22 protein-coding genes are annotated in these 22,580 nt (G+C 39.4%); all 22 read left to right on the forward strand.

The window, feature by feature from the left end; genetic code table 11:
- The first annotated feature begins 1 nt into the window (after position 1).
- The 22 genes from A374_RS03060 to A374_RS03165 all read left to right on the forward strand — a co-directional run bounded on the left by A374_RS03060 (position 2) and on the right by A374_RS03165 (position 22,578).
- Positions 2-532, forward strand: a complete 531-nt coding sequence (locus A374_RS03060) for a spore maturation protein (protein WP_007200713.1) — start codon at positions 2-4, stop codon at positions 530-532.
- Between the two features lie 356 nt (positions 533-888).
- The gene (locus A374_RS03065) at positions 889-2,829 is read left to right on the forward strand and encodes an asparagine synthase-related protein (RefSeq protein WP_007200714.1); all 1,941 of its coding nucleotides are present in this window, start codon (positions 889-891) and stop codon (positions 2,827-2,829) included.
- A gap of 14 nt (positions 2,830-2,843) precedes the next feature.
- Positions 2,844-2,969 carry a paeninodin family lasso peptide gene (locus tag A374_RS20455; RefSeq protein ID WP_007200715.1) on the forward strand — a complete coding sequence of 42 codons (126 nt, stop codon included), beginning with the start codon at positions 2,844-2,846 and terminating at the stop codon, positions 2,967-2,969.
- Between the two features lie 85 nt (positions 2,970-3,054).
- Positions 3,055-3,972: a phosphoenolpyruvate carboxykinase (ATP) gene (locus tag A374_RS03075; protein ID WP_007200716.1), complete on the forward strand. Its 918-nt coding sequence runs from the start codon at positions 3,055-3,057 to the stop codon at positions 3,970-3,972.
- Positions 3,969-4,247, forward strand: coding sequence for a lasso peptide biosynthesis PqqD family chaperone (locus A374_RS03080; RefSeq protein ID WP_007200717.1), 279 nt, complete (start codon positions 3,969-3,971; stop codon positions 4,245-4,247). The genes A374_RS03075 and A374_RS03080 overlap by 4 nt, the downstream gene beginning before the upstream one ends.
- A 17-nt stretch (positions 4,248-4,264) precedes the next feature.
- Entirely contained in the window at positions 4,265-4,702 is a 438-nt protein-coding gene (locus A374_RS03085) for a lasso peptide biosynthesis B2 protein (protein WP_007200718.1), read from the forward strand.
- A 10-nt stretch (positions 4,703-4,712) separates the two neighbouring features.
- Positions 4,713-5,873 (forward strand): nucleotidyltransferase domain-containing protein, encoded by a 1,161-nt coding sequence (locus A374_RS03090; protein ID WP_007200719.1) that lies wholly within the window; start codon positions 4,713-4,715, stop codon positions 5,871-5,873.
- A gap of 13 nt (positions 5,874-5,886) precedes the next feature.
- Positions 5,887-7,677, forward strand: coding sequence for an ABC transporter ATP-binding protein (locus A374_RS03095; RefSeq protein ID WP_007200720.1), 1,791 nt, complete (start codon positions 5,887-5,889; stop codon positions 7,675-7,677).
- Between the two features lie 191 nt (positions 7,678-7,868).
- Positions 7,869-8,504, forward strand: a complete 636-nt coding sequence (locus tag A374_RS03100) for a YveK family protein (RefSeq protein ID WP_007200721.1) — start codon at positions 7,869-7,871, stop codon at positions 8,502-8,504.
- A 26-nt stretch (positions 8,505-8,530) separates the two neighbouring features.
- Positions 8,531-9,181: a CpsD/CapB family tyrosine-protein kinase gene (locus A374_RS03105; RefSeq protein ID WP_007200722.1), complete on the forward strand. Its 651-nt coding sequence runs from the start codon at positions 8,531-8,533 to the stop codon at positions 9,179-9,181.
- A 296-nt stretch (positions 9,182-9,477) separates the two neighbouring features.
- The gene (locus A374_RS03110; protein ID WP_007200723.1) at positions 9,478-11,304 is read left to right on the forward strand and encodes a polysaccharide biosynthesis protein; all 1,827 of its coding nucleotides are present in this window, start codon (positions 9,478-9,480) and stop codon (positions 11,302-11,304) included.
- A gap of 17 nt (positions 11,305-11,321) precedes the next feature.
- Positions 11,322-12,209, forward strand: a complete 888-nt coding sequence (galU, locus tag A374_RS03115; protein ID WP_007200724.1) for a UTP--glucose-1-phosphate uridylyltransferase GalU — start codon at positions 11,322-11,324, stop codon at positions 12,207-12,209.
- The gene (locus A374_RS03120; protein ID WP_007200725.1) at positions 12,206-13,351 is read left to right on the forward strand and encodes a glycosyltransferase family 4 protein; all 1,146 of its coding nucleotides are present in this window, start codon (positions 12,206-12,208) and stop codon (positions 13,349-13,351) included. The genes galU and A374_RS03120 overlap by 4 nt, the downstream gene beginning before the upstream one ends.
- Complete coding sequence (locus A374_RS03125; protein ID WP_007200726.1) at positions 13,336-14,445, forward strand: glycosyltransferase family 1 protein; 1,110 nt, start codon at positions 13,336-13,338, stop codon at positions 14,443-14,445. The genes A374_RS03120 and A374_RS03125 overlap by 16 nt, the downstream gene beginning before the upstream one ends.
- A gap of 4 nt (positions 14,446-14,449) precedes the next feature.
- Positions 14,450-15,337 (forward strand): glycosyltransferase family 2 protein, encoded by an 888-nt coding sequence (locus A374_RS03130; protein WP_007200727.1) that lies wholly within the window; start codon positions 14,450-14,452, stop codon positions 15,335-15,337.
- 30 nt (positions 15,338-15,367) lie between these two features.
- Positions 15,368-16,438: an EpsG family protein gene (locus A374_RS03135; protein ID WP_007200728.1), complete on the forward strand. Its 1,071-nt coding sequence runs from the start codon at positions 15,368-15,370 to the stop codon at positions 16,436-16,438.
- A gap of 13 nt (positions 16,439-16,451) precedes the next feature.
- On the forward strand, positions 16,452-17,588 hold the full coding sequence (locus tag A374_RS03140; protein WP_007200729.1) for a glycosyltransferase family 1 protein: 1,137 nt from the start codon (positions 16,452-16,454) through the stop codon (positions 17,586-17,588).
- Positions 17,585-18,775 (forward strand): glycosyltransferase, encoded by a 1,191-nt coding sequence (locus tag A374_RS03145; RefSeq protein ID WP_007200730.1) that lies wholly within the window; start codon positions 17,585-17,587, stop codon positions 18,773-18,775. Before A374_RS03140 ends, A374_RS03145 begins: the two co-directional genes overlap by 4 nt.
- A gap of 151 nt (positions 18,776-18,926) precedes the next feature.
- Positions 18,927-19,544 (forward strand): sugar transferase, encoded by a 618-nt coding sequence (locus tag A374_RS03150; protein ID WP_007200731.1) that lies wholly within the window; start codon positions 18,927-18,929, stop codon positions 19,542-19,544.
- The gene (locus A374_RS03155; RefSeq protein ID WP_007200732.1) at positions 19,541-20,167 is read left to right on the forward strand and encodes an acetyltransferase; all 627 of its coding nucleotides are present in this window, start codon (positions 19,541-19,543) and stop codon (positions 20,165-20,167) included. The genes A374_RS03150 and A374_RS03155 overlap by 4 nt, the downstream gene beginning before the upstream one ends.
- 3 nt (positions 20,168-20,170) lie before the next feature.
- Entirely contained in the window at positions 20,171-21,331 is a 1,161-nt protein-coding gene (locus tag A374_RS03160; protein ID WP_007200733.1) for a DegT/DnrJ/EryC1/StrS family aminotransferase, read from the forward strand.
- A gap of 56 nt (positions 21,332-21,387) precedes the next feature.
- Positions 21,388-22,578, forward strand: coding sequence for a glycosyltransferase (locus A374_RS03165; protein ID WP_007200734.1), 1,191 nt, complete (start codon positions 21,388-21,390; stop codon positions 22,576-22,578).
- Positions 22,579-22,580: the final 2 nt, after the last annotated feature.

The raw sequence follows: 22,580 nt of genomic DNA on the forward strand, positions 1-22,580 counted from the left end.
TGTGACCATCATGAACACGTTTTCCGTTTGGTTTATTCCATTACTAATTGGCGGAATCCTAGTCTATGGTACTGTGAAAAAAGTCCCGACCTATGAATCGTTTGTAGAAGGAGGAAAAGAGGGGTTTTCGCTCGCTGTTTCCATGATTCCTTACTTAGTAGGTATGCTTGTCGCTATTTCTGTGTTTCGGGCTTCGGGCGCAATGGATGCGATCATTAGTGTGGGTAAACCGGTCTTTGAATGGTTTCACATTCCTGCCGAGGTCGTTCCCCTTGGCTTAATGCGAACCATTTCTGGGAGTGGTGCCTTAGGCATGACGTCTGATCTTATTGCATCTTATGGACCGGATTCCTTTATTGGTCGACTTGCTTCTACCATTCAAGGTAGTACAGATACGACGTTTTACGTGTTAACGGTTTACTTCGGAGCTGTTGGTATTCGAAAAATGGGCTATGCCCTAAAAGTAGGACTGTTAGCAGACCTTGTTGGCTTTTTAGCTTCCATTTTTGCGGTAACTGTGTTTTTTTCCTAAGAAAAGAGAGGAAGATGTTAGGGCGCTAATGCGTCTTTTTTTTATACGAAATAAGAGAAATGTATATGAGCCCTCATGTTAGAAAAAATGTAGATGAGCGAAAAGGTGCGTCATGCAAGAGAAAATGACCATTATAATTAAATAATAAAAATATTAATCTTGAAAATTTTTAAGAATGAGGTTGACAACAGATTCCTTAGGTGGTAATTTTAAGTTAACTTAAATGTTCTTTAAAACGAACGGACATAAAAATTGCAGAAGCTACGAATATAGATTTTTAATTTTGAGGTTAGTAGCCATCTTTTTTTTACATAATGGTTCTTAATAGAGAACAAACGAAAGAGTGTTGGAGAGACATGAGTGCAATCGCTGGAATGCTTCGATTAGATGGAGCGCCCATTCATATAGAATACGGACAACGCCTAATGAAATCGTTGCAACGGTATCCGGCGGATCACGTGCAAAGCAAACAAAGTGAAAATTGGTTTTTCGGCTGTCATTTACAATGGTTAACAGAAGAAGCGGTTGGAGAAGAGCTGCCCTACTGGGAGCGTGAGCGAAATGTCGTCATTACGGCAGATGCAATTATTGATAATCGCGATGAATTGTTCGCTTCACTACAAGTGCCTATTCAAGAACAACGACACATGACAGATAGTCAGTTAATTCTTTCTGCGTATAAAAAGTGGGGAGAGGACTGCCCGAACTATTTAGTCGGCGACTTTGCTTTCATGATCTGGGATGAACGAGAGCAACAATTATTTGGCGCCCGCGACTTTTCAGGTGCACGTACGCTGTATTATTCGGTCACGAATGCGTGGTTTGCCTTTTGTACGGTCATCAAGCCGCTTATTGAAAGTGAGCTTGTTCCTTCCAAATTGCACGAGCCGTGGCTTGCTGAATTTCTTGGGAATCCGTGGAAATTTGATGCGGTAGATGGACGTTCGACTCCCTATTCCGATGTCTTTCAACTGCCGCCTTCTCATAGTATCGTTGTGAAGAACGGCAACGTAAAGCTTCGTCAATATTGTGTTATAGAAAAAGAAGCGTTGCGTTTATCTTCTGATGAAGCATATGAAGAAGCCTTTCTTGATGTCTTTCAAAAAGCCGTTACATCACGTATGCGGACACGAAAAAAAGTGGGCGCGCATTTAAGTGGTGGCTTGGATTCAGGATCGGTCGCCTCATTGGCAGCGCATGAATTGCGTAAAGAAAATAAAGTGCTTCATACATATAGCTATGTTCCGGTGGATGATTTTCAAGATTGGACACACGTTAGCCGTGTAGCTGATGAACGACCTTTCATTCAATCAACCGTTGCTCATGCTGGTAATATTGATGATCGCTATTGCTCGTACCCAGAAAGAAATCCGTACAATGATATCGATGATTGGCTTGACGTCATGGAAATGCCGTTTAAGTTTTTTGAAAATGGCTTTTGGCTAAAAGGGATCTATGAGCAAGCAGCAGCAGAAGGCATAGGGGTTTTATTAAACGGACAGCGTGGCAATTGGACCGTTTCATGGGGACCGCTGCTAGATTACTATGGAAGCTTAGTGCGCAACTTTCGCTTTTTAACGCTAAATAAAGAATTAAACGCACATAGTAACCTCGTTGGTGCACCCAAAAAGAAAATTTTCAAGCGTGTTCGCTCGAAGGTGTTTCCGAAATTAAATAGCTTTATGCACCCGAATGCGGTGCAATCACTTCCGCAGCTAATCGCACCACATTTTGCAGAAGAGATGAACGTCCTTGAGAAACTAACAGCGCACGATGTAGATCCTACTGGGACAATCATTCGCACGCCTTATGAAGTGAGAAAACATCAATTTGAAAAGCTGTTTTATTGGAATACAACTGGGACGTATGGAGCGAAGTTATCGCTGCGATACGGTTTAGTTGATCGGGATCCGACGAATGATTTACGAGTAGTGAAATTTTGTTATTCTGTGCCGGAAGATCAATTCGTAAAAGATGGATACAATCGTGCGCTCATACGTCGAGCGATGAAGGGATATTTGCCGGATGACATTCGCTTAAATATGACAAAGCGGGGCGTTCAAGGAACGGATGGCATTCATCGGATGGTAAAAGCGGGTGACTGGCAAGCTTTTATTCAGGAAGCAAGAATGCTGCTTGAAGATCCGGCAACAAAAGCATTTTTTGATTATGAAACAGTCAAAGGTGCGCTAGAGACGATAAGTGAAGGACCAAAGGGTGAATATATTTTCAATTTTGATTTTCCTTTAGTTATGCGCTTTATCATCGTACATCGTTTCTTGAAAAAAATGGCTTGAAAGGGGGTGACAGTATGAAAAAAGAGTGGAACACACCAGTATTAGAAGTACTTGATGTAAACATGACAATGGCTGGACCTGGTCTCAGAATCGCTGACGCAGTGCAACCGGATGAAGACGAAACGGTACACTACAGCTAAGAACATGTTGGATGGAAAAAGCCCTTATACTGTTATAGTATGAGGGCTTTTTTACAAAAACCTTAAACAATTCGGAGTGACGAAGGTGACAAAGAGTTATTATGCATTTGGTTTAACGATAGAAAGTGATCTAGAACTGCAAGAACTACAGAAATTGTCTGATGCTACTGAAGTGGATGTAAACGTTACGTTTACAGATTTACAAAGTGCTTGGGACAAGATTGAAGGACAACCGGGCAAGTTTGCGGTAAAAGGACAAACAGTGATGTTTAATGTACCTGATACGGCGATTTTTCGCATTGAAAAGGGAGAAAGAATTGAGATTTCCCCTGTGCAACAGTATATGGAAGATAAAATGCGGTTATATGTGTTAGGCACGTGTATGGGCGTAATTCTCATGCAACGGCAAACGTTATCGCTACACGGAAGTGCCATAGCAATTGATGGAAAAGCGTATGTTTTTGTTGGACATTCAGGTGCTGGTAAATCAACGCTAGCGAGTGCTTTTATTTCGAAAGGTTATCCCTTGCTAAGTGATGACATCGTTCCAATTACGATGTATCACGGGCAGGTGCCGTATGTACTTCCTTCTTATCCACAACAAAAATTGTGGAAAGAAAGCTTAACACAACTTGGCATGGAAGCTTCGTATGACCCGTTATTTGAGAGAGAAAATAAATTTGCAGTACCGTTAGGACATGCTTTTTATAATGAACCACTTCCGCTAGGCGGCATTATTGAGTTGTTTCAAATGGATGATGAGGGCGTTGTGATGGAGGACGTTTCAAAGCTTGAAAAACTACAAATGATCTATCGCCATACGTTTCGTCAGTCATTGTTAGGAAAAATGGATCTTATTCAATGGCATTTATCAACGGCAACTGCGTTAACCCATAATCTTGATTGTTATCGAATCTATCGAACGAAAGGCCGGTTTACAGCATACGAAATGGTTTCGGTACTTGTAGAGACACTAGTAAAAAAAGAGGAAGTGACATTATGACACTAGCAATAGATGTAAAAGTGATGCAAGAAGCAGGCTATGCAGTAAGTGACATGGCAGGCGAAAAAGTATTGTTAAGCATTGAAAAAGGCAAGTATTATAATTTAGGAGAAACGGGCGGTCTTCTTTGGGAATTAATGAGTGAACCGAAAAGTATTGAACAAATCATTACAGAAGTCATGGAAGAATATGCGGTAGAGCGTTCTGTATGTGAGCAAGAAGTTCTTGCTTTCATTACTAACTTGCAAAATGAAAACTTAATCCGTGTGTTATAACGCAGGAGATTATGGCTATGAGAAAGAAAGTAGCAGCATTAAATAAAAGGCATGTGTGGATTTTAGTTGAAACGTTATTTTATGTTGGGTGGTCGCGCTTGTTATTACTCCGTCCTTTTGCAAAAGTAGCACCATCACTTGGTACACAATCACGTGAAACGATGCTCGGTCAGCCTACTGCAACGATTATTCCAACACTTGAAACGATTGCCTCAAGCCTTCATATCGTTAATAGATGGGCACCGTGGAATACGAAGTGTCTCGTTCGAGCAATCGCTGGTACAAAAATGTTAAAACGAAGAGGAATTGAAAGTACCCTATATTTAGGGACTGCGAAAGATGAGGATGGTCAGCTTATTGCGCATGCTTGGTTACGCAGTGGAAACTTTATTCTTACCGGTGGCGACGAGATGAAGAAATTTACGGTCGTCTCCAAATTTGCAAACGAAAGATAGAGGAGAAGTTATGATTCAAATCGAAAGGCTCGATGTTTCACAAGTGCCAAAAGAAGTGTTCAGTATAACACAAGTACTTGATGATCGTTGTCAGGTTGGAGAGGTGCTTCATTCAATTGAAGATTGGAAGCTGTGGTTAACGATGACGCTTCATCATCGTTTATTTCCGGTCGTATATAGTCAACTTCGAGCGATTCAATTCAAAGGGATTCCAGACGAAATACAGGCCACATTAAATAAGCATTATCAAAAAAATGTATTTCGTATGCTTGCTTTAAGTGCAGAAATGAGTCGTATACAGGCGCTTTTTGACGAGCACAACATTCGTGTGCTTTCGTTAAAGGGGCCTGTTTTAGGAATAGATTTATATGGCGATATGTCACTGCGCTCCTCATCAGATTTAGATGTTATGGTTTCACTGCGAGATTTAGTCAAGGTGGAACATTTATTGGAAGAACAAGGCTATGTAAAAGATGAATATATCCAATCCGTCTTGAATGATTGGAAGTGGCGACACCATCATTTTACGTATTTACATCCTGACCGCCAAGTGAAGGTAGAGGTGCATTGGCGATTAAACCCAGGTCCAGGGAAGGAACCGACTTTTGAAGCGTTATGGCAGCGCAAACGAACGTTATCCAACTCATCTGGAGAATTACATGTATTGAGTCGTGAAGATTTATTTTTATTTCTTATTACGCACGGAGCAAGACACGGCTGGTCACGCCTTCGTTGGTTACACGATATCGATCGTCTCGTTAGACAAGGGTTTCAATGGGATGAGGCGACGGCTTTATTAAAAAAGTACAGTTTTGAAGATTTGGCAGGACAAGCGTTATTATTATGTGAAAAAATATTCAACACGCCACTTCCTTCACCATTAAAACAGCTCTGTCAGAGCAAGCGTGCTTTTTTTCTTGCACAAGCAACGGTGTTTTACTTAGAACGACGTGTGAATTTACATCAAGAGCCCGTTCCGGAAGACATTGCTTCCTATCATAAAGTATATTTGCGACAAATAATGAATCGAGAACAACGGTTGTTGTACGTAGTAAGCGTCGTTCACCCATTTTATACGGATGTAGAAACGTTACCTCTTCCAAAACAGCTGCATTTCTTGTATTTTCCGTTGCGCCCGTTCTTATTTTTGTGGAGAAAAGTGATCTCCTAGGAGAGATGAAATCATGAAAGAAATCATGCATTATATGAAGGGTTTATATCAATTTAGTGGTAAGGTATGGTATTTAAATTTATTTGGAATGATTGTTGTTAGTTTTCTTGAAGGTATTGGTTTATTTTTGTTGATTCCGATCTTATCAATCAGTGGTATTATTGATAACCCTACGTACCGTTTCGTTTCGTTAGATGGTTTTACGATGTTAAAGCGTCTATCGCCGACTGTTATTTTAGTCATTGCGCTTTGTGTGTTTATTTTCGTAGCTGTTATGCAAGGTGTGTTACAGAGAACGTTAAACGTATTCACGGTAAAATTTCAGCATCGATACATACAAAAATTACGAACGTCTTTATATGATTTGCTTCTTCATGCAAGCTGGCGTTTTTTCATTAGTAAACGAAAATCAGACTTAACAAATGCGCTCACGGTTGAATTAGCGAGGGTGAACGCTGGGGTTGGTCTAGTCATGCAATTATTAACAGCAGTTATCTTTACGCTAATTCAAATTGTATTAGCGTTTGTGATTGCACCAACGATTACAGTATTCGTCTTATGTTCAGGTGCGGTTCTTGCTGTATTTTCTCGCAAATTTATAAAAAAATCGAAGGCGCTTGGTGCAAGATCCTCACGGATTGCTCAAGATTACTTAGCGGGAATAACGGATCAATTAAGTGGTATGAAAGATATAAAAGTGAATCATTTGGAAAAAGATCGTCTTCGCTGGCTTCGTGAAATAAATGAGCGAATGGTTGAAGAACAAGTGGAGTATACAAAAATAAGATCAAATTCGCAGTTTTTTTATACTGTATCTTCAACGGTGTTCATTGCTCTTTTTATCTTTTTATCACTCCAATTGTTTCACGGGCAAACGACACAGTTATTGCTTGTTGTTGTTATTTTCTCCCGACTGTGGCCCCGTTTTACAGGAATTCAATCTAATATTCAGCAGCTTGCATCCTATGCGCCTGCCTTTCAATTCATTCGTCAGCTTGAATTAGAGTGTGAAGAGGCCAGTGAGAAACAAGATAGTCAAGAAAACAAGCGATTGGCAATTGAAGAAGGTATTACGTGTAGCGATGTATCTTTTCGCTATCTGTCCGAAAAGGAAACATATGCTTTGCGACATATTAATGTTACGATTCCTGCGAATCAAATGACAGCGATTGTAGGTCCTTCTGGTGCAGGAAAAAGTACGCTTATTGATTTGTTCACGGGCTTGCATCGACCGGAAAGTGGCCACGTACTTGTGGATGGTCGTGACCTAGAAAGTGGTATTTTGTATGATTTACGGCACTCCGTTAGCTATGTTCCCCAAGATCCATTTTTATTTAATGAAAGCATCCGCGATAATTTGAAAATTGTAAAGCAAGACGCGACGGAAGAAGAGTTGTGGGAAGCGCTTGAAATTGCAGAATGTGCATCTTTTGTTGCGAACTCTCCAGACGGACTTGATACGATGATTGGTGATCGAGGGATGAAGTTATCAGGAGGAGAGAGACAGCGGCTCGTGTTGGCACGTGCTATTCTGAAAAAGCCATCCTTGCTTATTTTGGATGAAGCAACTAGTGCACTGGATTCTAATAACGAGGCGAAAATTCAAGAGGCTATTGAAAGAATGAAAGGCTCAATGACCATTGTTGTCATTGCCCATCGTTTATCGACGATTACGCATGCAGATCAAGTTATTGTTGTGGAACGAGGTTGCATTGTACAAAACGGAAAGTATGCACAATTAGCCCAGGATGAAACAGGAATGTTTCATGAACTATTGCAAAAGCAAGTATCTACTCCAAAGTAATCTAATAAGTTTCGACGTATTATGAATATTTGTGAGGGTTAATGATAAAAAAACTTAAAGCTTTATTGACTTGTTCATTATAAAGAACTAGAATAAGGTAGAAATGTGTCATAAGTACCTGTTTTTTAATGGTTGTTGTTCTTTATATTGAATATAACGTGCAAAACCAAAAATCAAGCGAGGTGGTAATAATGCCGGAAACAGGTAAAGAGATTAATGTAAGAGAATGGTTTAATGTATTGAAACGGCGTTACGTAATCATTGTCTCCGTCCTAGCGTTATTTTTACTAGGGACGTTTTTGTATTCGAAGTTTACGATGTCTCCGTTGTATCAATCATCAGCACGCATTATTATTGGCGCTGATCCTGAAAGAATGAAGACGCTACAAGTTATTATTCGTGATCCAGCGGTAATGACCAAAGTGGTTAAAAAAGCGGGTCTAAAAACGACACCAGAGGCATTGGCTGGTCAAATCGTCGTTCAAAGCATTAATGAATCACAAGTTGTAAGTATTACAGCAACGGATGCTAATGCAGAACGAGCTGCGAAAATTGCAAACACAACAGCGAAAGTATTTAAAAAACAAGTGCCAAACCTATACAAGTTTAAGGACGTACGTTTATTATCAAGTGCAAAAGTAAATTTCGCACCGATCAATGATAATTTTAAACGCAATATGTATTTTGGGTTATTTGGGGGACTAGCAGTCGGAATTCTAATAGGACTCTTTTTTGAATCACTAGATGGAACGGTGCGTTCGAAAAAAGAAATTGAGGATCTTGGAATTCCTGTATTAGGGAAAGTTGCGAAGTTTAAGCAGAAATAGATTAAAAGATTCAAGGAGTGAGAGAATTGCTTTCTAATAAAAATAAAAACGGCACGAGCAGTCAAAAAGAACTTCTTGCATTGTCTCAACCAGACTCAGATCTTTTTGAACAATATCGTGCCATTCGAACAAGTATTCATTTTTTAAAAGATGTAGGCGATCAAGTCTTTTTAATTACATCCCCTGGCGATCAAGAAGGAACGTCAGGAACTGCAGCTAACTTAGCTGTATCAATTGCACGCCAAAACGAACGTGTATTGCTTATTGATGCAAACCTACGACATTCCTCATTGCACACATTATTTAATCTTGATAATAAAAAAGGAATGTCAGAAGTATTAAGAAAAAATGTTTCCCTCGCTGACGTTATTCAAAAGACTATGGTAGAAAACCTTCATATTGTAACGAGTGGAGCTTCAGCTGGAAACCCTGTAGAACTATTAGGATCTGAACATATGCAAGCGTTTATGGCAGATGTGCGTAAGGCATATGATGTCATTTTAGTAGATACACCTTCACCTGTTAAAGTTGCTGATGCAAAAATGATTGCTCAACATAGTGACGGTGCCATTCTTGTTATTAGTAACGGAGCGACAACGCGTGAAAGTATTGTTGAGACAAAACAAATACTAGAAATGGCTGACACGACGATTGTTGGAGCCATTATTAGCCAATAATTTTTTTAGAATAATGTTCTTTATTAAGTACGAACGTGTAAAAAAGGGATGTCTCCTTCCTTTTATCAATGGAGGCACTCGGCTATGCTGTGGGCGAAGAAGGCCTTAGACGTTTGTCGTCGAGAGTATGGTGTGAGGTTGGGTTAGATGCCCTATAATTAGCATCTTCGGGACAGAGATCCTGAAGGTGCTTGCTTTTTCTTAAGAGGCTTTAAGTATGAGCTTTTCATAGGAAGAGCTCATAGTTAAAGTCTTTTGAGTGCTCATAAGAAGCACGGAAAGGAGTGAGAAGAGCGTTGACGTATCGACAAAGGCTTTCTTTGTTTTTAATTGTTGATTCTTTCATTGTGTTAACAGCGATTTATTTCAGTCGTTTTCTTGTAGACGCTGATATTCATGTGATTACAATGCCGATTGTCATCAGTTCAATCACAATTGTTGTTAGTCATCATATTTTTTCTATTATTTTTAAGTTGTATAAAAAAGCGTGGGAATATGCGAGTGTTGGCGAATTAGTCGTAATCTTAAAATCGGTAACACTGTCTATAATTGGAGCGGCCGTTGTTCAGCAGGTTGTCTTACGTGATATTCATTTTCGCTTATTAGTCGTAACGTGGCTGATTCACATTTTAGCGATTGGTGGTTCTCGTTTTTGTTGGCGTGTATACCGTGATACATATATTGTTAAAAAAACAGACAAAACAAAGACGATTATTATTGGTGCTGGAGCAGCAGGTACGATGGTTGCGCGACAATTGTTAAGAAATAAAGGAGCAGATATGCTTCCAGTTGCTTTTATCGATGATGATAAACGAAAGCAAGGACTTGATATATTAGGAATTCCAGTTGCTGGTGGTGTTAATGCGATTGAACAAGTGACAAGCATTTACGGAGCTGCTCATATTATTATCGCTATTCCTTCGTTAAAACGAAAAGAACTGAATGTCGTTTTTAATGAATGTGCAAAAACAAAAGCAAAAACACAAATTATCCCCAAGCTTGAAGATTTAATGAGCGGGAAAGTGTCTGTTAATCAATTTCGTGATATTAAGGTAGAAGATTTACTCGGTCGAAAGCCCGTCCATTTAGATATGGAAGGTATTTCGGAATATGTGAGCGGAAAAGTAGTGCTTGTAACAGGAGCGGGCGGATCGATTGGTTCGGAAATTTGTCGCCAAATCACCCTATTTAATCCGCGTAAACTCGTATTACTCGGTCATGGAGAAAACAGTATTTATAGCATTGAAATGGAATTGAAAGAAAAAATCCAATCACAAGCCATCGAAATTGTTACAGAAATTGCAGATCTTCAAGATCAACAAAAGATGCTTGATGTCGTTGGTAAGCATCAACCAGATGTTATTTATCATGCAGCCGCACATAAACACGTGCCGTTAATGGAAAGAAATCCAGAGGAAGCTGTAAAAAATAATGTCATTGGGACACGAAACATCGCCGAAGCTGCAAGTTGGCATCGCGTAAAAACGTTTGTCATGATTTCGTCGGATAAGGCTGTAAACCCAACGAGCGTGATGGGCGCAACGAAACGGCTCGCTGAAATGATTGTTCAGAATATGGATAGTAAGAGTGAAACAAGATTCGTAGCCGTACGATTTGGTAATGTACTAGGCAGCCGTGGCAGTGTGATACCACTGTTTAAAAAACAGATTGAAAAAGGTGGACCGGTGACGGTTACACATCCCGAAATGGTTCGCTACTTTATGACAATTCCTGAGGCATCTCGTCTCGTTGTTCAAGCAGGTGCCCTCGCTCAAGGCGGCGAAATTTTCGTTCTTGATATGGGTGAGCCGGTTAAAATTACGGATTTAGCACAAAATGTGATTAAACTATCAGGGAATTCTGTTGAAGACATTGGCATCGAGTATACAGGCATTCGACCGGGCGAAAAGCTGTTTGAGGAACTATTGAAAAATGATGAAGTGCATGAGGAACAAATTTATCCGAAAATTTATGTAGGAAAGAAAAGCGCATCCCTTTACCTACAAGATATAGAGCAACTAATAGAAAACTTACCGAGTATATCGAAAGAAGAACTGAGAATGAAACTATTACACTATACAAATCCTTCTTCAGTTCCTCAATCGGATTTTGCTACTGTTTAAGCATAGGGGTGTATGTTATGAAAGTAAAAAAAGCGATTATACCAGCAGCAGGGTTAGGGACTCGGTTTTTACCTGCGACAAAAGCGATGCCTAAGGAAATGCTTCCAATCGTAGATAAACCGACCATTCAATATATTGTGGAAGAAGCTGTGGCATCTGGCATCGAAGACATTATTATTGTTACTGGTAAAGGAAAACGAGCAATAGAGGATCACTTCGATCATTCTTTTGAATTAGAGCAAAATTTATATGAAAAAGAGAAATGGGAGTTACTAAAAGAAGTACAAAAGTCAGCATCAGTAGATATTCATTATATACGCCAAAAAGAGCCTAGAGGACTTGGTCATGCCATTTGGTGTGCACGTAAATTTATCGGTGATGAGCCTTTTGCTGTTTTATTAGGAGATGACGTTGTTGAGGCGGAAGTTCCTTGTTTGAGACAAATGATCGAGCAATTCGAGACAACGCAAGCTTCTGTTCTTGGCGTTCAGTGCGTCCCTGAAAATGACGTCTCACGATATGGTATTGTAGGCGGATTACCGATTGGTGATCAACTATATAAAGTGAATGAACTCATAGAAAAGCCAGCTAGAGAACATGCTCCATCTACGTTAGCAATTATGGGACGCTACATTTTAACACCGCCGATTTTTGATATTTTATATGAACAAGCGCCAGGGGCAGGTGGGGAAATACAATTAACAGATGCCATCGCTACATTACGTCAGGCAGAAGCTGTTTATGCATATGAATTTGAGGGTGTTCGTTACGATGTCGGTGAAAAATTAGGCTTTATTAAGACGACCATTGAGTTTGCGCTAAAGCGCCCTGAGTTAAAGGCAGAATTAGTACCTTATATGACTATGCTTTTGAAACAACATAAAGGATTGGAAAGAAGTCAATGACAAAGAAAGTACTTTTTTGTGCAACGGTAGACGTGCACATTCGTAAATTTCACATACCGTTCATGAAGTGGTTACAAAATAATGGTTGGGAAGTCCATACAGCAACAGGAGAGGCTGGTGATTTTTCATTTGATGGTCAGCACCATCAAATATCGATCACTCGATCTCCTTTTACATTTGCTAATGTTCGGGCCTATTATGAACTGAAGAATTTAGTTGAAACCTATGACTTTGATGTCATTGATTGCCATACTCCAATGGGGGGAGTTATCGCGCGTTTTGCAGCGCGTCATTCCCGTACGAACGTTCTTTATACAGCGCACGGTTTTCACTTTTATAAAGGAGCTTCCCTTGTCAATTGGGTTGTATATTATCCAATTGAAAAATACCTTTCTAGGTATACTGATTATTTAATCACCATAAATAAAGAAGATTATACGCGTGCTAAAGAGAATCATTTTCGAGCTGAAACAATTGGTTACATTCATGGGGTCGGTGTTGACACCGAACAATTTCAGCCGATAGTGAGCTCTCGAAAAGTAGATAAAAAAAGGAAATTAGGCTATGGTGATCATGATTTTTTAATGTTTTATGCGGCAGAATTTAATAGTAACAAAAGTCAAGCGACACTTGTTAAAGTAATCTCTCAATTACAGACGAAATTACCTCATCTAAAATTACTTTTAGCAGGAGAGGGACCAAAGCTGCAGGAATGTAAAGAACTTGCACAATCGCTTGGAGTAGGTCATATGATTGATTTTTTAGGCTATCAAACTAACATTCAGCAATACTTACAAATTAGCGACCTAGCGTTAGCATCGAGCTTACGAGAGGGTTTGCCGGTTAATGTGATGGAAGCAATGGCATGTGGATTGCCAGTAATAGCGAATGATAATCGTGGTCATCGTGATTTAATTATACCTGGTGAAACTGGTTGGTTAGTACCGAACAATGATCCTTCTCACTATGCCCACTATATTGAGCAACTCGTACAAGATACAGTGCTTCATAGAAAACTTGGTAACAAAGGAAGACAACGAATGATTGACACCTTCTCATTGCAAAATGTACTTATTGAAAAACAAGAGATTTATCAATCATTGAAGGAAGAGAAGAGGAGTAAATCATGGGTGGTCCAATAAGAATTCTTCATGTAGTCGTTAATATGAATAGGGGCGGCGCAGAAACGATGATTATGAATTTATATCGAAATGTCGATCGCTCTCTCGTACAATTTGATTTTTTGACGAGCCGACCAGGTATGTTTGATGCGGAAATTCAACAACTTGGAGGTCGAATACATCGCATTCCTTACATTTCGGATGTGGGCCACTTTCAATACAAAAAGGCATTAGATTTATTTTTTAAAAAGCATCATTATTATAAAGTCGTACATTCACACATGGATAAGATGACCGGTTTTGTACTTAGTGCTGCAAAAAAACATAATATTGCGCATCGTATTGCGCATAGCCACAATACACAGAGTGAAGGGAATGCCTTAGCTAAAGCGTATAAGTGGTGGGCAGGGACGCATATTAAAGGAAGCGCAACCACACTACTGGCTTGCTCGGAGCTTGCTGCTCAGTGGTTATTTAAAAGACAACAACCTCAAGCGACCATTTTAAAAAATGGCATTGATAGCAAGAAATTTTCATTTTCAGCAATAAGGCGCCAAGCTATTCGTACTGAATTGCAAATTCATGAATCGGCATTCGTAATCGGTCATGTGGGGCGTTTTGCTCACCAAAAAAATCACTCCTTTTTACTGGATATTTTTGCTGATTATACAAAAAAACATGAAAATGCCTATTTGTTGTTGGCAGGTGATGGGCCGTTACGAGAGGATCTAAAAAAGAAAGCGCAAGAGTTAAATATTATTTCACATGTGAAATTTTTAGGAATACGAAGTGATATTGAAAATTTAGTGCAAGCATTTGATGTGTTTGCATTTCCATCGCTTCACGAAGGTTTACCTGTAACTTTAGTTGAAGCGCAAGGAGCAGCTCTTCCTTGTCTCATTTCGGATACGATTACAAAAGAAGTGGATTTAGGATTAGGCCTTGTTACGCAACTACCAATTCATCACACAGACGTGTGGGTAGAGCAATTGGAAGTTATTTCAGAACAAACACAACGTCGCATACCGGGCCAAGCCTTGTTGCGTAATACAGGCTATGATGTAACTGAAACAGCTCAGTGGGCAGAACAAATGTATTTAGCATTAAGGGGGTAACACCATGAAAACGTTAACGGTGTTTACACCATCGTATAATCGCGCGTATTGTCTTCATCACTGCTACGAAAGCTTGAAACGCCAAAGCAGTCAAGATTTTACGTGGTTAATTATTGATGATGGTTCTACTGATACAACGAAACAGCTCGTTGCTTCATGGATGAATGAAAAGGTAATCGATATTAAATATATGTGGCAAGAAAACCAGGGCATGCATGGGGCACATAATACGGCTTATGCACACATTGAGACAGAATTAAATGTTTGCATTGATTCGGATGATTTTATGCCGGACGATGCTGTCGAAAAAATTGTACGTTTTTGGAAACAACATGGAAACGAGAAGGTTTGTGGGTTAGTTGGTTTAGATGCTTTCACAGACGGGCGGATCATCGGTTCAGAACTGCCAAAACAGCAGCAAACGTCAACGCTTTTTGACTTATATCATCGTCATGGAGTAAGCGGTGATAAGAAACTCGTGTATCGAACAGAGCTAACAAAAAAGTATCCTTACCCTTTATTTGAAGAAGAGCGCTATGTCGGTCTAGCGTATAAATATTTTATGCTTGATCAGTCGTACGAATTGCTTCTCTTAAATGAAGTATTATGCGTAGTAGAGTATCTTCCTGATGGCTCGTCAAATAACATGCTGTCACAATATAAGAAGAATCCAAAAGGATTTGCTTTTTACCGAAAAGCATTGATGACATTGCCACAAGCAGGTGTTTCTTTTAAGTTTCGCCAAGCCATTCATTATGTATCTAGTAGCTTATTAAGTAAAAATCGTCACTTTTTAAAAGAATCACCAGCTAAAGGATTAACGGTGCTTGCATGGCCATTTGGATTTCTGTTAACACGGTATATAAAACGTAAGACAAGCTTACAGGCATAGGATATTTTATGATTGAGAGGAATTAAATAGATGAATGTACTTTGGATGAACCTTGCGTTTGTGTTTACGTTAGCGCTGTCGGCAAGGTACTTCGCTAGAGAACCTTTGTCACAAACAGCAAGTGTAACGTGGAGTCGGCCGAATAAATTTTTAGCGTTGCTTGCAACTTTCTCATTAGTGCTAGTTGCAGGGTTACGTTCCAATATTGGCGATACATTTTTTTATAAACATATTTATGAAACGAACAATTTTACATGGGACTATATTTTTAGTCAAAAAGATATTGGATTTGGCATTTATCAACGGATTTTAAAATCTTTTTCTGATGATCCGCAGTTATTAATTTTTGTGACTGCTTTAGTGACAAATGCGCTCATTGTCGTCGTTCTATACCGTTATTCAAAAATGTTTGAACTAAGCTTATTTGTTTACATTACGGGTGGGATGTTTCTCATTTCCATGAATGGTATGCGTCAATGTTTAGCGGCGGCTATTATTTTTTTAGGAACAAGATTTCTCATTGATGGCAAATTTATTAAATATGCACTTGTCATTATCATTGCTTCGTATTTTCATGAAAGTGCGCTGATCTTGTTGCCGATTTATTTTCTAGTGCGTACGAAACCGTGGTCAAAGGCAACGTTTGTTCTGCTAGGCTTTTCCGTATTAATTGTTATTGCGTTCGATCAGTTTTCTGCCGTGTTGTTTTCTAGTATTCAAGATACTCAATACGGTCATTATCAAACGTTTCAAGAGGGCGGTGCAAGTAAAATTCGAATTGCCGTCAATGGAATTCCATTACTCATTGCCTATTTAGGCCGGCATCGCTTAAAAGAAGTTTTCCCTAAAAGTGATTATTTCGTGAATATGTCCATTGTCGGCTTTGTGTTTATGGTAATTTCGTCTAAAAACTGGATATTCGCCAGATTTTCAATTTACTTTAACCTGTATCAGATTGTGTTAATTTCTTGGATTATCGTTTTATTTCGAAAAAAAGATCAGAAGCTCTTTTATTACGGAATTCTCATTTGTTATCTCGTATATTATTATTTTGAAAGTGTGATAAGCTTGAATATTGTATATTTAAGTGACTATTTTTAAGGCAGTGAAACCAATGAATGAATGGAAGCAACCGAAGCGCGTTTTACATGTAGTTAGTCAAATGGATCGTGGGGGCGCTGAAACTTTATTAATGAACGTTTATCGTACGATTAACCGTTCTCATATCCAATTTGATTTTGTAACACATGGTGAGGGTAGTGGAGATTTTGATGCGGAAATTAAGGCACTTGGTGGCAACATTTACCCCATGAAAAGCTTAGGTAGTGTGGGGCCGGTGACCTATGTAAAAAATCTGAAGGCACTTATGAAAACGAACGCGTATAGTGCTGTTCACGCCCATACAGATTATCAAAGTGGATTTCCGCTAGCGGCCGCTCGACTTGCAAATATTCCACGCCGTATTAGTCACTCTCATAGTACGAGTTGGCCTAATGGTGATGGGTTAAAACAACGGGTGATTTTGCAGGGGTTACGAACCTTGATTTCGTGGGGAGCTACACAAAACTGTAGTTGTAGTTCAGAAGCAGGTGCTTTTTTGTTTCCGAATAAAGCAGTTACAATCTTAAATAATGGACTGGATGTTGTAACCACACGTGTTGATCGAGAAGCTGCAAAGGAAGCCCTATATACCGAGCTTGCGCTACCAACACACACACGGCTGATTGGTCATGTGGGCCGTTTTTCAGCCTCAAAAAATCAACGTTTCCTTCTCCCTATTCTAAAAATACTGATCCACCAAGACCCGAATGTGATGTGTGTGTTTGTCGGAGATGGTCCCTTACGCGAAGAAATTGAAGAAGAGGCCAGACAAGCTGGCTTGAGTGACCATGTGCGTTTCTTAGGTGTAAGAGAAGATATAGCAACCATTATGAAGGCGCTAGATGTATTTCTATTTCCCTCGCTTTTTGAAGGCTTTGGGATTGTAGCTATTGAAGCACAGCGGGCAGGGACGCCATGTGTCCTTGCAGATACAGTACCACAGTCGACCGATATGGGTATTGGATTAACTCAATATGAAAGTTTGCAAGCACCGGTTACAACGTGGGTTGAGCATATTCGCTCTGCAATGCGTAAGCACCGCCCGACGGAATGTACGGTTGTCGATGCAATTACAGATCGCGGATTTAATATTCAAGAAAATGTACAAGAATGGGTAAAGTTGTACGGAATAAGTGAGGCAAAGAAATGAAACAGCAACTTTTAATTGCATCCTTTGATTTAGCGATTGGTGGGGTAGAGCGAAGTTTAATAGGCTTATTAAATAGCATTGATTACACTCGTTATGATGTGGACGTTATGTTGTTTAAGCATGAAGGCGAATTTATGTCCTTATTTCCAGAAGGGCCGACCTTGCTTCCTGAAAGAAAAGAATATGCAACCTTCAGACAATCAGTTAAAGAAATAGCGGCAACCAAGCAAGCAGGAATTGCCGCCGCACGGCTGGCTGCAAAATATGCTGGAGAACTGCATGGTAAATGGGTGAAAAGTTCAGAACCTGGTTATTCTATTATTCAGTTTGGCTGGGAATGGACCCTTCCCTTGCTTCCGTCACTTGAAAAAGAGTATGATGCAGCGATTAGTTTCCTATGGCCACATCATTTTGTTGCTCATAAAGTAAAGGCTAAGAAAAAAATCGGTTGGATTCATACGGACTATAGCAATATTACACTTTTAACAAAAAAAGAAGAAAAAATGTGGAAACATATGGATGCCATTGCTGCTGTATCCGAGAGCTGTGAGACATCCTTTCTTCAAAAGTTTCCGAATTTACAAAACAAAATGAACGTGATTGAAAATATACTCTCGCCCACTTTTATAAGAGAACAAGCAGATGAGATAGTACCTGCTTTTTCAAAATCTGCGACAACGCTAGTAACCGTTGGGCGTTTTTCCTATGCTAAGGGAATTGACGAAGCCATACGTGCCTGCCGAATTTTAGTGGATCAAGGACATAACATACATTGGCATGTCGTGGGGTATGGTCCCCAAGAGCAAGAATTACAGTCATTAATTTCAGAATTACGACTTGAAAATCACTTCTTTTTAGCGGGAAAAAAAAGCAATCCCTATCCTTATATAAAAGGGTGCGATCTGTATGTACAGCCATCGCGTTATGAAGGTAAAGCAGTGACCGTACGTGAAGCACAAATATTACATAAACCGGTCGTCATTACGAACTTTCCTACCGCGGCTAGTCAATTGGAACATAATGTGGATGGCTTTATTACGGAAATGGGACCAGAAGGAATAGCAAAGGGCATTTCCACGTTGCTACACGATCAAAAAAGAGTGAGGCAATTCATTGAGACGACAAAACAACGAAACTACGGAAATAGTAATGAAGTAGAGAAGTTATATGAACTGATCTCTTCTTAACTGGACGTGGAAAGCGAAATGAACATAATAAATTACAGAAATGTCCCAAAAGATCATAAGAGTCTTAAAAACTGTTCATCATTGTCTCAAAGTGATTTAAAAAAGTATTTCAATTCCTAAAAAGGTATTGAAAAGAAAGGAGAGCCTACTATTGAAACGTATGTTTGATTTTATTATTGCGCTTTGTTTTATTACGTTATTTTCAGGTGTTTTCCTTCTTATGACGATCTTAATTCGAACCAAGTTAGGCACACCTGTTCTATTCAAACAAGAAAGACCTGGACTGGCTGGTAAACCATTCTATATTTATAAATTTCGAACGATGACTGATCAGCGAGATGCTAATGGACAACTGCTTGCGGATCATGAACGCCTCACTAAATTTGGGCAGTGGGTACGCAAATGGAGTCTAGACGAGCTACCGCAGCTTTTTAATATTTTAAAAGGTGAATTAAGTCTTGTTGGACCGCGCCCTTTATTAATGGATTATTTACCTTTATACAATGAAGAGCAGGCTAAACGACATTTGGTGAAACCTGGTATTACAGGTTGGGCACAAGTGAATGGAAGAAATGCAATTACATGGGAAGAAAAATTCGCTTATGATGTATGGTATGTTAGGCATCAATCACTCCGGCTTGATTTAAAAATTTTATGGCTAACTGCTCGTAAAATCATGAAACCAGAAGGTATTAGCCATGCGAATCATGTTACGATGGAACCGTTTAAAGGCAATGAACCATTAACAAAGGACCGGTCGCTTTTATGAAAATTATACTCATTGGAAAAGGCGGTCATAGTAAAGTCATAAAAGATATGATTGACTTACAACCGTCTTTGGAAATTGTAGGCTATTTAGATCAAAAATATCCGACTGCATCATGGCAGGATGGGGTCTTTTACGGTCCTATGACCGCAGCTAGCTCTTTTACAGAAGATGTGAAATTCGTAATTGCGGTTGGTGACAATCAGATCCGAAAACGGATTTATATAGATTTAAAGATGAAAGAAAATCGCTTTGCAACGATTATACATCCAACCGCTATTATAAGTCCTTCAGCCAAAATTGGTTACGGAACGGTCATCATGGCGAGCGTTGTTATTCAAGCTGATGCCATCATTGGTGCTCATACGATCATCAATACAGCAGCCGTCATTGAACATGACAATGTGATTGCTAATTATGCCCATATTTCTCCGCAAGCAACCCTAACAGGTACGGTTTCTATTGAAGAGGGTGTTCACATTGGCGCGGGGGCGATTGTTATTCCCGGTATACATATTGGTGCTTGGAGCATTATTGGAGCAGGAGCCACCGTTATTCATAATCTTCCTTCTTTATGTACAGCGGTAGGTGTTCCAGCGAGATTACTAGATAACATGGAGGAATAGCGCATGAACTCAGCGACGAAAGAACGTATTTTTTTATCTCCGCCCCATATGAGCGGAAAAGAACAACAGTATATTAATGAAGCTTTTGAATCAAATTGGATAGCTCCACTCGGTCCAAATGTTGATGCGTTTGAACAAGAAATGGCTTCTTATATAGGAAGTAAAGGAGCTAGTGCTGTAAGTTCTGGCACAGCTGCTATTCATTTAGCCTTACGCTTACTCGGTGTAACCGCGGGCGATATCGTATTTTGTTCAAGCTTAACGTTTGTGGCAAGTGCAAATCCCATTTTGTATGAAGGAGCAACACCGGTATTTATTGATTCTGAACCAGAAACATGGAATATGTCTCCTGATGCTTTGCAACGCGCATTTGCAGAAGCTAAACAACAAATGAAATTACCAAAGGCCGTTATTATTGTTCATTTGTACGGTCAAAGTGCAAAAATGGATGAATTAGTAGCCATTTGTAACTTTTATAACGTTCCTGTCATTGAAGATGCAGCAGAGTCATTGGGATCGACCTATAAAGGAAAGAAAAGTGGAACCATGGGTGACTTTGGTGTTTATTCATTTAACGGTAATAAGATTATTACCACATCTGGCGGAGGAATGCTTGTTTCCAATAACCTTGAGGCGCTAGAGCAAGCAAAATTTTTAGCTACACAAGCACGAGATGTGGCACCTTACTATCAGCATAGTACGATGGGCCATAATTATCGAATGAGTAATCTACTAGCGGGTGTCGGACGAGCCCAATTAGCAGTATTAGAGCAACGGGTAATGAAAAGACGAGAAATCTTCCAAACGTATAAAGAAGCTTTTGCAGAACAGACATTGATAACATTTATGCCTGAACTTCCTAATACTAGTAGCAATCGGTGGTTAACCACTGCAACGCTAAAAAGTGAAGAAAACGTTATCGAGATGATTGCTAGCTTAGAGAGCAAAAATATTGAAGCGAGACGCGTCTGGAAACCACTACATTTACAACCATTGTTTGCTTCATGTGAATTTTATGCGCATGATTCTTCGTGCAGTGTAAGCGAACAGCTCTTTAAAACAGGAATTTGTTTACCATCTGGTTCTAGTTTGAGTGAATGTGAACAGTCGTATGTGATTGCTAGTATGGAAGAAGTTTTTTTACAGAACGTTGTTGTAAAGTAAATAGATAAAATGACCATCTCAGAAGAAAAATTGCATAGATAGGATGAAGAGTAATCATGAAACCACAATTATTATTTGTTATTGATTCTCTAGAAATTGCCGGTGCAGAAAAAAGCTTAGTATCACTACTCTCATTACTAGATTACACAAAATATGATGTTGATCTTATGCTTTTTGCACATGGTACGCCTCTGGAATCAATGGTTCCTGATTCCGTTACAATCCTGCCGGAGCTGCCTTATATGACTTTTGCGAAGCTATCGTTAAAAGAGGCAGTGAAACAAGGAATAACACAGGGTAAGTTAAACCATTTAATGGCTCGTTTAAAATACTCCATTTCTATACGTAAACAAGCATATACAAGTTCTGAGCAGGCTCGTCTTTTCTGGAGTAGTGCGGCATCTTCCATAGAAGAAAACCCTAAAATGTATGATGTGGCCATAAGTTATGCACAAGGGATTCCAACATTTTATGTGGCAGATAAAGTGAAAGCTAAGAAAAAGCTAGCTTGGGTGAATGCTAGTTATTATTTAAAAGATGTAGATCAGCGTTTTCAGGAACCTTATTATGAAACCTTTCAAAATATTGTATGTGTATCAGACTCAGCACAAGCGATTTTTCATGAAACGTTTCCAATGTTTCATGAAAAAACGACCGTCATTTACGATATAAATAATCCGGAATTAATACAAAGAATGTCTGAGGTCGGTCAAGGCTATGAGGATCATTTTACAGGAATTCGTTTGCTTACAATCGGCCGATTGACGGAAAGTAAAGGATATGATATCGCCTTAGACGTTGCAAAGCGATTGAAAGATCAAGGAGTAAACTTTCGATGGTATGCCTTAGGAAAAGGACCATTACAAGCTGAACTTGAGGCGAAAATACAAGCTTATCAATTAGAGAATCATTTCATTTTACTTGGTGTTGACGTCAATCCATATGGATTTATAAAAGAAGCTGATATTTATGTTCAAACCTCTCGTTCAGAAGGATTTGGTCTCGCCATTGCAGAGGCGCGAATGCTAAATGTACCGGTCGTGACGACGGAATTTGATGCGGTGTTTAATCAAATGGTTCACGAAAAAAATGGTCTTGTCGTTTCTATGCATGCAGACGGTGTTTTCGATGGAATCATGCGATTGCTGGATGATCACTTGCTTCGCCAACATATAATAGCCTACCTACAAGGCGAGAAAAAAGGGAATATAGAAGAACTATCGAAAGTGTATCAATTAATTAAATGAGG

Origin of the sequence: Fictibacillus macauensis ZFHKF-1, assembly GCF_000269865.1 — a bacterium.
In the GTDB taxonomy this organism is placed as follows: domain Bacteria; phylum Bacillota; class Bacilli; order Bacillales; family Fictibacillaceae; genus Fictibacillus_C; species Fictibacillus_C macauensis.